The 12,240-nt window shown below is 66.0% G+C and carries 11 protein-coding genes and 1 pseudogene; 5 read left to right on the top strand and 7 right to left on the bottom strand.

The genetic code is table 11. The annotated features are described in order from the left end of the window. The first annotated feature begins 113 nt into the window (after positions 1–113). From ACFOEV_RS09920 to phoR, 4 genes are all read left to right on the top strand, one after another. A complete protein-coding gene (locus ACFOEV_RS09920; protein ID WP_386773392.1) occupies positions 114–590 on the top strand; it encodes a chorismate--pyruvate lyase family protein in 477 nt (158 codons plus the stop codon). A 29-nt stretch (positions 591–619) separates the two neighbouring features. Continuing rightward, entirely contained in the window at positions 620–1,510 is an 891-nt protein-coding gene (gene ubiA / locus ACFOEV_RS09915) for a 4-hydroxybenzoate octaprenyltransferase (RefSeq protein ID WP_386773390.1), read from the top strand. A 102-nt stretch (positions 1,511–1,612) separates the two neighbouring features. Next, complete coding sequence (gene phoB / locus ACFOEV_RS09910; RefSeq protein WP_386773388.1) at positions 1,613–2,302, top strand: phosphate regulon transcriptional regulator PhoB; 690 nt, start codon at positions 1,613–1,615, stop codon at positions 2,300–2,302. A 1-nt stretch (position 2,303) separates the two neighbouring features. Next, positions 2,304–3,623, top strand: coding sequence for a phosphate regulon sensor histidine kinase PhoR (phoR, locus tag ACFOEV_RS09905; RefSeq protein WP_386773386.1), 1,320 nt, complete (start codon positions 2,304–2,306; stop codon positions 3,621–3,623). Here the strand turns inward: phoR and cysZ are convergent. The 6 genes and pseudogenes from cysZ to ACFOEV_RS09875 form a co-directional block, all read right to left on the bottom strand. After that, positions 3,611–4,348: a sulfate transporter CysZ gene (gene cysZ, locus ACFOEV_RS09900; RefSeq protein WP_386773384.1), complete on the bottom strand. Its 738-nt coding sequence runs from the start codon at positions 4,346–4,348 to the stop codon at positions 3,611–3,613. The genes phoR and cysZ overlap by 13 nt on opposite strands. Before the next feature lie 87 nt (positions 4,349–4,435). Next, positions 4,436–5,164, bottom strand: a complete 729-nt coding sequence (gene phoU / locus ACFOEV_RS09895) for a phosphate signaling complex protein PhoU (RefSeq protein ID WP_386773382.1) — start codon at positions 5,162–5,164, stop codon at positions 4,436–4,438. A gap of 32 nt (positions 5,165–5,196) precedes the next feature. Further along, a complete protein-coding gene (pstB, locus tag ACFOEV_RS09890) occupies positions 5,197–6,000 on the bottom strand; it encodes a phosphate ABC transporter ATP-binding protein PstB (RefSeq protein ID WP_386773875.1) in 804 nt (267 codons plus the stop codon). Between the two features lie 41 nt (positions 6,001–6,041). Beyond that, positions 6,042–7,625 (bottom strand): phosphate ABC transporter permease PstA, encoded by a 1,584-nt coding sequence (gene pstA, locus ACFOEV_RS09885; protein WP_386773380.1) that lies wholly within the window; start codon positions 7,623–7,625, stop codon positions 6,042–6,044. Then, positions 7,622–8,557, bottom strand: a pseudogene (locus ACFOEV_RS09880) (ABC transporter permease subunit); the annotation flags it as partial. The gene pstA and the pseudogene ACFOEV_RS09880, both read right to left, overlap by 4 nt. A gap of 994 nt (positions 8,558–9,551) precedes the next feature. Further along, positions 9,552–10,490, bottom strand: coding sequence for a PstS family phosphate ABC transporter substrate-binding protein (locus tag ACFOEV_RS09875; protein ID WP_386773378.1), 939 nt, complete (start codon positions 10,488–10,490; stop codon positions 9,552–9,554). 161 nt (positions 10,491–10,651) lie between these two features. Between ACFOEV_RS09875 and ACFOEV_RS09870 the strand changes: the two genes are divergently transcribed. Further along, positions 10,652–11,068, top strand: a complete 417-nt coding sequence (locus ACFOEV_RS09870) for an acyl-CoA thioesterase (RefSeq protein ID WP_386773872.1) — start codon at positions 10,652–10,654, stop codon at positions 11,066–11,068. 56 nt (positions 11,069–11,124) lie between these two features. On the opposite strand, the gene ACFOEV_RS09865 is transcribed toward ACFOEV_RS09870, so the two are convergent. After that, positions 11,125–12,213 (bottom strand): TRAP transporter substrate-binding protein, encoded by a 1,089-nt coding sequence (locus tag ACFOEV_RS09865; protein WP_386773376.1) that lies wholly within the window; start codon positions 12,211–12,213, stop codon positions 11,125–11,127. Positions 12,214–12,240 lie beyond the last annotated feature (27 nt).

The raw sequence follows: 12,240 nt of genomic DNA, 5'->3' as shown, positions 1-12,240 counted from the left end.
ATGTTACACTACGCGCCCCGTTCCTGACCCGGAGACGCGAGGTGCGCGATCGCCTGACAATCGTTGCGAGCAGATGCCCTCATTGGCATCCCGCCGCTGCCAGTCGCCCGGCCATGAGTCCCGCCTGGTGGGATTGGGTTGCCTCCAGCGATTCGCTGACGGCGCGCCTGATCGCGGCCGCAGGAAGCCGTGACTTCCGCGTCTGCTTGCTCGACCAGCGCATCGGCCGCCCCCGGCGTGACGAGGCCCAGGCCCTGGGTCTGCCGTTGGGCCGGCATGCCTGGCTGCGCGAAGTGGCGCTTAGTGTGGCCGAACGCCCTTGGGTGGTAGCGCGTTCGGTGGCCCCCCTGGCGCAACTGCGCGGCCAGCGCCTGGACCGCCTGGGGGAGCGCTCCCTGGGGAGCTGGCTGTTTCGTCAACCCGACCTCGAACGCAGTTCCATCGAAACCACCCACCAGCCGGCCCCCTTCTATCCAGCCCCTGGCCCCTGGGGACGACGCTCGGTGTTCCGCCACGGGCGCTTCGCGGTGCTGGTTCAGGAATTCTTCCTCGACACCATGGCGGATGATTTGCGCCTGCCGCCGCGCTAGGATATCGGCCAATCGTCCTGGAGGTTGCGATGGAACAGACTTTGCCCCCCCGCGGCATCAGACGCCTGCCCGATTTCCTGCACCTGATGCGGCTCGACCGCCCGATCGGCACCTGGCTACTGATGTGGCCCACACTGTGGGCGCTGTGGATCGCTGCCGAGGGCCTGCCAAGCCGTGACGTGCTGTTGATCTTCGTTGCCGGAGTGTATCTGATGCGGGCCGCCGGCTGTGTGGTCAACGACTATGCCGATCGCCATTTCGATGGCCACGTCAAGCGCACCCGCGACCGGCCACTGGCCACCGGCCGCATCCGCGAGCGGGAAGCCAAGGTATTGTTCGGCGTGCTGGTGGCCAGCGCCTTCGTGCTGGTGTGTTTCACCAACCTGTTCACGGTGATGCTGTCCTTCGTGGGCGTGGCCCTCGCCTTCATCTATCCCTTCATGAAGCGCTATACCCACTTGCCGCAGCTCTTTCTCGGCGCTGCCTTTTCATGGGCGATCCCCATGGCCTTCGGTGCGGTACGTCAGGAACTGCCGGTGGAGGCCTGGCTGCTATTCGCCGCCAATGTCGCCTGGACGGTGGCCTACGACACCCAGTACGCCATGGTCGACCGCGACGACGACCTCGAGATCGGCATCAAGTCCACCGCGGTGCTGTTCGGGCGCGCCGACAAGCTGATGATCGGCCTGCTGCAACTCGCGACACTGGGACTGCTGGGCTGGCTCGGGATTCGCCTGGCATTGGGCGGTTTCTACTGGCTGGGGCTAGCGGCCATGGCGGCGATTTTCGTCTACCAGCATTGGCTGATCCACGACCGTTCCCGCGAACACTGCTTCCGCGCCTTTCTCAACAACCACTGGGCGGGCCTGGTGGTCTTCGCCGGCCTGGTCCTGGCGCTGTGGCCGCCCGCGAGCGGGTGAGCGGGGCTACATCAGGCTCGGCCAAGAGCGGCTGTCATGGTATTGTCATATCAGCATGTTGCAATCGTCATCACTCCGTCATTGCCTTCATGAGGCCTGCCAATGACCGCCAAGACCGTTCTGATCGTCGATGACGAAGCCTCGATCCGCGAGATGATTGCCGTGGCCCTGGAAATGGCCGACTACCGGGTACTGGAAGCCGACAGCGCCCAGACAGCGCATGCCATGGTGGTCGATCACCAACCCGACCTGCTGCTGCTCGACTGGATGATGCCCGGCACCAGCGGCATCGAACTGGCGCGGCGCCTCAAGCGTGAGGAGACCACCGCCGAGCTGCCCATCATCCTGCTCACCGCCAAGAGCGAAGAGGACAACAAGATCCTGGGGCTCGAAGCGGGGGCCGACGACTACATCACCAAACCCTTCTCGCCGCGCGAGCTGGTGGCACGTCTCAAGGCGGTGCTGCGGCGCACCACCCCCAAGGGGGTCGAGGAAGCCGTGGAGGTCGAGGGCCTGATACTGGACCCGGCCAGCCATCGCGTCAGTGCCCACGGCAGCGCCGTGGATATCGGCCCTACCGAATATCGTCTGCTGCAGTTCTTCATGACCCACCAGGAACGCGCCTATACTCGCAGTCAACTGCTCGATCAAGTGTGGGGCGGTAATGTCTATGTCGAGGAGCGGACCGTGGACGTGCATATCCGTCGCCTGCGCAAGGCGTTGGGCGACACCCATCAGCATCTGATCCAGACGGTGCGCGGCACCGGCTATCGGTTCTCCGCCAAGGGCTGACGTGCATCTCTGGACCCGCGAACTGTGGCGGCTAGCCGCCTTGGCCATCGCCGGTCTGGCAGCGGGCTGGGTGATCGGCGTGCCCGGGCTGGGATTGGCCGCCGGGCTGGGTATCTACCTGGCGATGCACCTGTACCAGTTGCGTGCCCTGTATCGCTGGCTGACCCGCCACCCGCATGACGAACCACCGGCTGGCAGCGGCGTGTGGGGGGAGCTGTTCGATCGCCTCTACAAGTACCAGAAGGGCCAGCGCCTCACCCAACAACGCCTGCGTTCCACTCTGCGGCGTATCCAGGAATCGTCAGAGGCGATGAATGACAGCGTGGTCATGCTCGACCGGCGCGGCGACCTCGAGTGGTGGAACAGCGCCGCCGAGCGCATGCTGGGCCTGGTGGCCGCTCACGACCGCGGCCAGCACATCACCAACCTATTGCGCGATCCGCGCTTCATCGACTACTTCAATGCTCGTGACTACCGCGAACCGCTGACCCTGCCATCCCCGATCGACGAGCGCCGGGTGCTGCAGTTCCAGATCACCCTCTACGGCGACGACGAGCGTTTGCTGATGGCCCGCGACATCACCCGGCTGCACCGCCTGGAACAGATGCGCCGCGACTTCGTGGCCAATGTCTCGCATGAGCTGCGCACGCCGCTGACGGTGCTCAGCGGCTATCTGGAGACCTACTCGGATTACGCCGACCAGTTGCCGGCCCGCTTCGCGCGTGGCCTGGCCCAGATGCAGGAACAGACCACGCGCATGCAGAACCTGGTCAACGACCTGCTGCTGCTGTCGCGCCTGGAGATCGACCAGCGCACCGACGATGCGACCCCGGTACGGGTCAGCGAGCTGCTCGAGGCGATTCGCCGCGATGGCGAGTCGCTCTCCGGCGGGCGTCACATCCTGAGTGTCGAACTCGACGACGACCGCCAGTTGCTGGGCAGCGAACAGGAATTGCGCAGTGCCGTTTCCAACCTGGTGTTCAATGCCGTGCGCTATACCGCCGAGGGCTGCCATATCGTGTTGCGTTGGCGCGCCTACGGCGCCGGTGCCTGTCTCGAGGTGGAGGACGACGGCGACGGTATCGACCCGGTGCATATCCCGCGCCTGACCGAACGCTTCTACCGTGTCGACAAGGGCCGCAGCACCGCCACCGGCGGGACCGGCCTGGGGCTGGCCATCGTCAAGCACGTGCTGCTGCGCCATGATGCGAGCCTCGAGATCGACTCCCATCCCGGCAGCGGTGCCTTGTTCCGCTGCGTCTTCCCCAAGACGCGCCTGATCGCCACCAACAACGATCGCAGCGAAGTTCAGCGCGCCTGAACCACCCCCATGGCGGGATCGCGGTAGTGCCGGTCCCACATCAACACCGCGCCGGCCACGGCGCCGGGCAGCAGGAACAGGTTGGCCAGCGGAATCCAGGTGATCAGGGTGACCCAGCCGCCATAGGTGAGGGTCGGCCACCAGCGCGCGCGCAGCCGGCGCTTCATGTCGGCGAAGCCGACCTTGTTGTTGTCCATCGGATAGTCGAGATAGGTAATGGACATCATCCAGGCCGAGAAGGCGGCCCACAGCAATGGGGCGATGAGGTTGATGCCCGGGATCCAGCTCACCACGAGCAGCAGTGCCAGCCGCGGCAGAATATAGGCCAGCTTGACCATTTCGCGGCCCAGTGCGTCGATGCCGGTCTTGAGCAGTCCCCGATCGTCGGCGGGCGGCCTGCCGGTCACGCGGGTTTCCACCTTGGCGGCCAGAAAGCCGTAGAAAGGGGCGGCGATCATATGGGTCACCAGGGTGAAGGTGAAGAATACCACCAGCACCAGGGCGATCACGAACAGCGGCCAGATCAGCCATTCCAACCATCCCAGCCAGGCCGGGACCATGGCCATCCAGGCATCCAGCCAGCCACCGAAGCTGGCCAGCACATAGTGCAGCATGGCGGCATAGACCAGCAGATTGATCAGCACCGGCGCGAACACGTAGCGCCGCAGACCCGGCGAGAACACCAGTCGCGTACCCCGCGTGAGTGCGGTCAGGGCATTCAGCATCGCAAGCGAACTCCGAACAGGAAACGACGAGACCGTCGCCAGCGAAGGGCGACGGTCGTCAGTATCGCATCGCGTGGCGGAAAATACTCAGCGCTTGCGCTTCAAGGCGTCCTCGTCGAGGTCATCGGGATCGATGTGGCGGATATCCAACCCCTTGACCAGATAGATCACGTATTCGGCGAGGTTGTCGGCATGATCGCCGATCCGCTCCAGCGCGCGCAGGATCCACATCACGCTCAACACCGATGTGATCGAGCGCGGATCCTCCATCATGAAGGTCACCAGCGAGCGCATGGCGCTGGTGTATTCGCTGTCCACCGCATCGTCTTCATGGACCACGGCCAGGGCCAGGTCGATGTCGAAACGAGCGAAGGCGGTGAGCGCATCGCGCACCATCTTGCGCACGTGCTCGCTGATATGGCGCACCTCGACGAAGCCCTTGGTGCCGTTGCCATTTTCCGTCAGGGCCAGGGCATTGCGCGCGATCTTGCTGGCTTCGTCGCCGATCCGCTCGAGATCCGAGGTGGCACGGATCACCGCCAGCACCAAGCGCAGATCGGACGCCGCCGGCTGGCGGCGCGCCAGCACCCGGGTGCATTCGTCATCGATCTTGATCTGCAGATCGTTGACGGCCTTGTCGTTGTCGCGCACGCGTTCGGCCAGGCGGCTGTCGCCGTCGAGCAAGGCGGCGACGGCCTCCTGAACCTGGCGCTCCACCAGGCCGCCCATGGTCATCAGGTGCGTCTTGAGTTCCTCGAGCTCATGGTTGAACTGCTTGGAAATATGCTGGCTGTGCGTTTCGCTGGTGATATCCAAGGGTCTCTCTCCTGTGGCCTGCCGGGGCACTCTCAGCCCATCCGGCCGGTAATGTAGTTTTCGGTACGCGCCAGGCGCGGATTGGTGAACAGGGTGTCGGTGGCCGCATACTCGATCAGCTCGCCGCCATGCAGGAAGGCGGTGTAGTCCGAGACCCGCGCCGCCTGCTGCATGTTGTGGGTAACCAGCACCAGGGTCAGCCGTGACTTCAGGCTACGGATCAGTTCCTCGATCTTGAGCGTCGAGATCGGATCCAGAGCCGAGGCCGGCTCGTCGAGCAGCAGCACCTCGGGTTGCACCGCCAGGGTTCGGGCAATCACCAGGCGTTGCTGCTGCCCACCGGACAGCGACCAGGCGGAATCGTATAGCCGGTCCTTGACCTCGTCCCACAGCGCCGCCGACTGCAGTGCCCATTCGACCACTTCGTCGCGCTGACGCTTCTTCATCGCCACCTGCAGGCGCAGGCCGAAGGCCACGTTCTCGTAGATCGACATGGGAAAGGGATTGGGAGTCTGGAAGACCATGCCGACCCGCCGCCGGAGTTCCGCGACCACCACCTCGGGGGCATGGATCTCCTGCCCCTCGAGGCGGATATGCCCCTGACGCTGCACGTCCTCGTTGAGGTCATGCAGACGATTGAGGGCGCGCAACAGCGTCGACTTGCCACAGCCCGAAGGCCCGATGAAGGCCGTCACTCGCTGACGCGGAATGCGTAAGGTCAGATTGCTGAGCGCCGGAGTATCGCCATAGGCCAGCGACAGCCCCTCGAGTTCGAAGCAGCTGGCGGCCGAGGGGATCTCGGTCACCGCGCCGGCGGCGACAGGTGCCGGGGGCATTTTTTCGGTAACGGGGTCGAGAGACGACAACGGCGAGCCTCCTAGCGTTGCAGCGCGCCATGACGCGCCTTGACATGATGCCGCAGAAAGATTGCAGTCAGGTTAAGCACCAGGATCACCAGGACCAGCAACAGCGCCGTGGCATAGACCAGCGGCAATGCTGCCTCGACATCGCCGCTGAAGAAGCCGACATCGAAGATGTGGTACCCCAGGTGCATGAACTTCCTTTCAAGATGGAGGAACGGGAAGGTACCGTCCACCGGCACCTGCGGGGCCAGCTTGGCCACCCCCACCAGCATCAGCGGCGCCACCTCGCCGGCGGCACGCGCGATGGCCAGGATCACCCCGGTCAGCATGGCCGGCACCGCCATGGGCAGCACCACCCGCCTCAAGGTCTCGGCGCGCGTCGCACCCAGCGCCAGGGCACCCTCGCGTTGATGGTCGGGAATCCTGGCCAGGCCCTCCTCGGTGGCGACGATCACCACCGGCAGGGTCAGCAGTGCCAGCGTCAGCGACGCCCACAGCAGACCGCCGGTACCGAAGGTCGGCGACGGCAGCGTATCGCTGAAGAACCACTCGTCGAGCGTCCCGCCGATGCCATACACGAAGACCCCCAGACCGAACACGCCGTAGACGATCGACGGCACCCCGGCCAGGTTGCGCACCGCGATACGCACCAGTTTCGTCACCCGTCCCTGCGGAGCGATCTCGTTGAGGTACACCGCCGCCAGCACCCCGAAGGGCGTGACCACCACCGACATCAGCAACACCATCAGCACGGTGCCGAAGATCGCCGGCCATACGCCGCCCGCGGTATTGGCGGCCCGCGGGCCCTCGCTGAGGAAGCGCCACACCTCCTGCCCCCAGACCATGGACTTCTCCACCACCGACATGGCATTGGGGCGGCGTATTTCGTATACGGCATCGAGGGGCTGGATCAGGCGATGACCGTCGACGCTCTCCAGCACCAGGCTGTCGCGGGCCATGGCCTCCTGCAATGCCAGTACCTGGGCATTGGCCTCGGCCAGTTCGCTGGCCAGGGCCGCCATCCGTTCGGCATCGCGATCGTCCTGGCGGCGCCGGTTGGCCAGGCGGTTGGTCAGGGGATCGACCAGCGTCTCGCGCAGGACATCCCGATCCTTTCGCAGGCGCAGGGTACGCGCCAGGCGTTGCTGCACCGTCGGCCACAGTTCGCTATCGGCGATCGCGAGATCGCGGCCCGCCTCCTGCAGGCCCACCACCCGGCCGAGGAAATCGCTCCACTGGCTGCGCTCGACGACCACCAGCTCGGCCGGGACATCCGGGGTGGCGATACGCTCGGTCGCGACCCAACGCCAGACGTCGCCCTCCAGCTCGCGGTTACCGGTATGGTAGAGCCGCTCCGACGAGGCCGCCCGGTCGGGCGATAACCGCTCCTCACGCACCAGACGACCGGCGAAGCGCTGTCCGTCATCGAGCGTGACCAGGGCGATGTCGGCCGGCCAGAAATGCGCCAGGCCACGCCCGGCCAGTACCGCCAGCAGGATCACCACCATCAGCAGCGACAGGGCGACGCTGCCCGCCGCCAACCATGGCCAGGGCCCCTCGCCGCGCGGCAAGCGTCGGCGGCGTCCCCATCCCTTCATGGCCGGCCTCCCAGGCGCCGATAGCGATGCTTGAGCCGGGCACGTACCACCTCGGCCACGGTGTTGACACAGAAGGTGAAGACGAACAGCAGCAAGGCGCTGAGCAGCAACAGCCGGTAGTGCGTGCTGCCGAGCACGGCCTCTGGCAATTCAATGGCGATATTGGCGGCCATCGAGCGCATGCCCTCCAACGGACTCAGGGTCATCACCCCCGTATTGCCGGTCGCCATCAGCACGATCATGGTCTCCCCCACGGCACGTCCGGCGCCGATCATCACGGCCGAGAAGATGCCGGGACTGGCCGCCGGCAGCAGCACCTTCCACAGCGTCTGCCAGCGCGTCGCCCCGAGTGCCTGAGCGCCTTCCCCGAGGGTGGCCGGCACCCCGGACAGGGCATCCTCGGTCAGGGCGTAGATGGTCGGAATCACCGCGAAGCCCATGGCCAGGCCGACGATCATGGCGTTGCGCTGGACATAATCGAGTCCCAGGGTGCGTTCCAGCCACAGGCGCAGATCGCCGGCGAAGAGTACGCTTTCCAGCATCGGCGACAACCACATGGCCAAGGCGATCAACGCCGCCAGCCAGGGCATCAGCCACAGCCCCGCCCAGCCCAGTGGCAGCCTCGCCTGCAGCGCGGGGGCAAGACGCGACCACACCCAGCCGCCGCCGAGCAGGCCCAGCGGCAACACCAGCAGCAGGGCGAAGGCGCCGGCCAGATGACGTTCGATGTAGGGGGCCAACGCCAGCCCGGCGATGAAGCCGATCACCACTCCCGGCATGGCCTCCATCATTTCGATGGCCGGCTTGATGCGATGTCGCAACGGACGCGACATGAAACACGCCGAGTGAATCGCAGCCCCCAACGCCAGGGGAATGGCGAACAGCAAGGCATAGGCGGCGGCCTTGAGCGTCCCCCAGGCCAGCGGCGCCAGGCCGAACTTGGGCTCGTCCGCGGGGCTGGTGACACTGGACTGCCAGCGGTGCTCGGGAGCGCCGTGGCCTTCGTAATGCTGGGGCCGCCATAGGGTATGCCAACTGATCTCGGCATGCCTGGCATCGATGGTCAATCGCTCGACTCCTGCCTCGCCCACCCAGACGAGCCTGCCTTCGGCATCGAACCCGGCGGGCTCGCCCTGGGGGGCCTGTCCCGTCCAGCGCTGGCCGGCAAGGGCCTGGTAGAGCGTCAGGTCCCCGGCGGTGTCGAGGGCCAGGAACAGGCGTCGTTCCGGCAGCGGCATCAGGGTGCGGATCGGTGCCGGGCCCTTCTCGCGGTAGGCCGTGGTGGGTACCGGCAGGGCACCGTCGGGGCCCATCACCCAGCGCCTGACGCCACCGCCGTCGTCGCCGACGATCAGCGCCTGGCCACCGACCAGGGCGGCCAGCGCGCTGATGCGCCGCCCCTCCTCGACCGCCGTGACCCGGCCCAGCAGCTGCGGCTCGTGCCCCGCCAGCGAGAACACCTCGAGTTCATCCTGGTTGGCCAGCCACAGATACTCGTCGCCAATGGCCAGCACCGGCGTCGCCTGGCGGGCGATCCGCGCGGCGAGTTCGCCGCCAAGCGGCAGCTCGGCGATCGCCTGCCGTCCGGGACGCCACCAGGTACGCTGCCAGTCGACGACTCGCCCCCTCTCCTGCTCGGCCTGTGGCGCCTGACTGACCTTGGCCGGAGCGAACAGTGGCATCACCTCCACCGCCAGAAACACCCCGATCGCCAGCACGGCCCCGATCACGCCGATACCGCAGGCGCTGATCAGCCATGTGGCCAGGCGATCACGCACCCACCGCTTACGCCGGCGCCGTTGCGCCGTGAGGATGAAGGAATCGATCATGGACGGCGGATATCGGAAAACATGCGAATTGACCGTACGGACAACGAGGATCTGCCACAAAAGTAAGGCAACTGTGTGACAGCCAGATGACAGCGTTTCATGGGGGCGGCGGCAACGGTTCCAGGGCCAGGGACTCGCGACTGGCCGCGATCATCTCATCCGGCAGAGGCACGAATCCCAGTTCGCGGACGGTTTCCTGCCCGGCTGGCGACAGCACCAGGTCGATAAAGGCCGCTTCCGGTTGGGGAAGCCGCTCCCCAGGCGGCAGATTCACATACAGATACAGGGTGCGAGACAAGGGGTAAGCGCCGCTCAGCGTTGCCTCGATGCTCGGCGCCACCGCCCGCCCCTCGCCGTCACGCAGGGCCACGGCCCGCACCGACGACGTCAGATAGCCCATCCCGGCGTAACCGATGCCTCCCGGGCTCTGTGCCACCGCCGCGACCACCGCCGAGGAGCCCGGGTATTCGTTGACGTCGAGCCGGAAGTCTCCCCCGCACAGCGCGATGCGCTTGAAGATGCCGTAGGTGCCGGAAGCCGAATTGCGACTGTGGCGCACGATCGGCTCGGCCCTGCCCCCCAGGGTATCCCACCGCTCGAGGGGGGCGGTGGCACCACAGCGCCGGGTATCGGAAAAGATGGCGTCCACCTGCGCCAGGCTCAACGCTTCGAGCGGGTTGTGGCGATGCACGAACACCGCCAGGGCATCCATGGCCACCGGTATCCGGGTCGGCGCATGCCCCTGGCGAACGGTGAAGTCGTGCCGTTCGGCCTCGGACATGGGGCGCGACATGGGACCCAGCCGCGTGGTCCCGGCCGCCAGCGCCGGCGGTGCCGTTGCCGAGCCACTGGCCTGGAGCTGCAGGCGGACCCCGGGATGGCGGTCCTCGAGTTGCTCGCCCCAGCGCAGCATCAGACCGGCGAGGGTCTCGGAGCCGATGGAATTGAGGGTTCCCGCGACCGGCCGCTCGGCGCCGGACGCCAGCCCGGCGGCCGTCAACCACAGCAGGATGACCGCTACCATCCTGAGGATCATGAATGCCTCCCTTGGCCGATGTCGGGTGGGATGAGTTGTCGCAGAAGGTGGTGATCACCCGGCACTGGCGTATAAGATGCTATTCGATACCGCGCTGCGGGGGCATGCCACTCGCCGCGCATCGTGTGCCTTCCGACAACAACAAGCCCATACATGACACCATGACCAATCTCGATGATGTTCCCGCACCGCAGGGCCAGTTGACGCTGAAAGTGCTGGCGTCCCGCCAGGATACCAATTTCTACGGCGATATCCCCGCCGGCTGGCTGATCGGCCACATGGATCAGGCCGTCGAGTTGGCCGCCGGTCGCGAGGCGCATGGGCGTACCGCCACCGTGGCCATCGAAGCCATGGATTTCCTGTGCCCGGTACGGGTGGGTTCCGTGGTCAATATCTATACCGCGGTACGCGAGATCGGGCGCAGCTCGATCAATATCGATGTCCAGGTGTGGATTCGCCCGCCCCATGAGCGCGACCCCGACGAACTCTACAAGGTCACCGAGGCGCGCTTCGTTATGGTCGCGCTCGACGACAACGGGCGCATTCGTGCCGTTCCCGACGGGGACCGCACCGCCTGAATCCGTCGCCAGCGCCATGACCGCCCATGACGCGGCAGCGAGCGGGGAGCCTTCGGTCAGGCGCTGATCGCGTCGCGTGTCTTGAGATAGGCGAACTCGCCGACGTCGGTGAACGAACGTACCAGTGTCTGGAACTCGCGGTAGGACTCGTAGATCTTGCGCGAATCGGGGTCGTTGTCGACCTGGCTCTGCAGCACCTGCTGAGAAGACTCGTACAGTGCCTGCATCACGTCCGCGGGGAAGCTGCGCAGCTGCACGTTGTGCTCGTCGACCAACGTCTTCAGCGCCTGCGCATTGCGATAGGTGAATTCGTCGATCATCGCCAGGTTGGCGCTGCGCGCGGCTTCACTGACCACGGCCTTGAGATCGTCGGGCAGCGCGTTCCACGCGTCCAGGTTGACGGTGCCTTCGAGAATCGCGCTAGGTTCATTCCATGCCGACGTGTAGTAGTAGTCGGCTACCTGGTGCAGGCCGAACGCCAGGTCGTTGTAGGGGCCCACCCAGTCGGCGGCATCGAGCACGCCGGTCTGCATCGAGGTGAAGATCTCCGAGCCCGGCATGTTGACCGTGGTGACGCCGATGCCTTTCATGGCCTCGCCGGCGAGCCCCGGCAAGCGGAGCTTCAAGCCCTGCATGTCGTCCAGCGAATGGATTTCCTTCTTGAACCAGCCGGCCATCTGGGTGCCGGTGTTGCCCACCGCCAGCGGCTTCAGGTTGTGCTTGGCGTAGAGTTCGTCCCACAGCTCCATGCCGCCACCGTTGTACAGCCAGGAGTTGGTCTCGGCGGTGTTCATGCCGAACGGCACGGCGGTGAAGAACTGCGCCGCGGCGACCTTGCCACGCCAGTAATAGGCGGCGGAATGGCCCATCTCGGCGGTCCCGGCGGCCACCGCGTCGAAGACCTCCAGTGCCGGCACCAGCTCACCGGCGCCATGCACCTGCACCCGCATGCGGCCCCCGGACAGGGTTTCGATGCGTTTGGCGAAGTCATTGGCCCCGGTACCCAGGGCGGGGAAGTTCTTCGGCCAGGAAGTGACCATGTTCCAGGTGACGGTCTCCTGGGCGTTGGCCGTGGAAACAAAGGGCGCGGCGACGGCACCGGCCGCACCGGCGCCCAGTGCGGTCAGGAATTGACGGCGTTGCATGGCGAGTGAGACTCCCGAATGCGTTGT

Origin of the sequence: Litchfieldella rifensis, from assembly GCF_042646605.1 — a bacterium.
Classification (GTDB): Bacteria; Pseudomonadota; Gammaproteobacteria; order Pseudomonadales; family Halomonadaceae; genus Litchfieldella; species Litchfieldella rifensis.
The sequence above is the reverse complement of the archived record's forward strand: the minus strand, read 5'-3'. Positions and strand labels throughout refer to the sequence as shown.

Bases quoted from the DNA above. Each gene is read 5' to 3' on its own strand.
- cysZ (WP_386773384.1), bottom strand. From the start codon at position 4,348: ATGCTGAATGCCCTGACCGCACTCACGCGGGGTACGCGACTGGTGTTC.
- ACFOEV_RS09920 (WP_386773392.1), top strand. From the start codon at position 114: ATGAGTCCCGCCTGGTGGGATTGGGTTGCCTCCAGCGATTCGCTGACG.
- pstA (WP_386773380.1), bottom strand. From the start codon at position 7,625: ATGAAGGGATGGGGACGCCGCCGACGCTTGCCGCGCGGCGAGGGGCCC.
- ubiA (WP_386773390.1), top strand. From the start codon at position 620: ATGGAACAGACTTTGCCCCCCCGCGGCATCAGACGCCTGCCCGATTTC.
- ACFOEV_RS09875 (WP_386773378.1), bottom strand. From the start codon at position 10,490: ATGATCCTCAGGATGGTAGCGGTCATCCTGCTGTGGTTGACGGCCGCC.
- ACFOEV_RS09865 (WP_386773376.1), bottom strand. From the start codon at position 12,213: ATGCAACGCCGTCAATTCCTGACCGCACTGGGCGCCGGTGCGGCCGGT.
- phoB (WP_386773388.1), top strand. From the start codon at position 1,613: ATGACCGCCAAGACCGTTCTGATCGTCGATGACGAAGCCTCGATCCGC.
- pstB (WP_386773875.1), bottom strand. From the start codon at position 6,000: ATGCCCCCGGCACCTGTCGCCGCCGGCGCGGTGACCGAGATCCCCTCG.
- ACFOEV_RS09870 (WP_386773872.1), top strand. From the start codon at position 10,652: ATGACCAATCTCGATGATGTTCCCGCACCGCAGGGCCAGTTGACGCTG.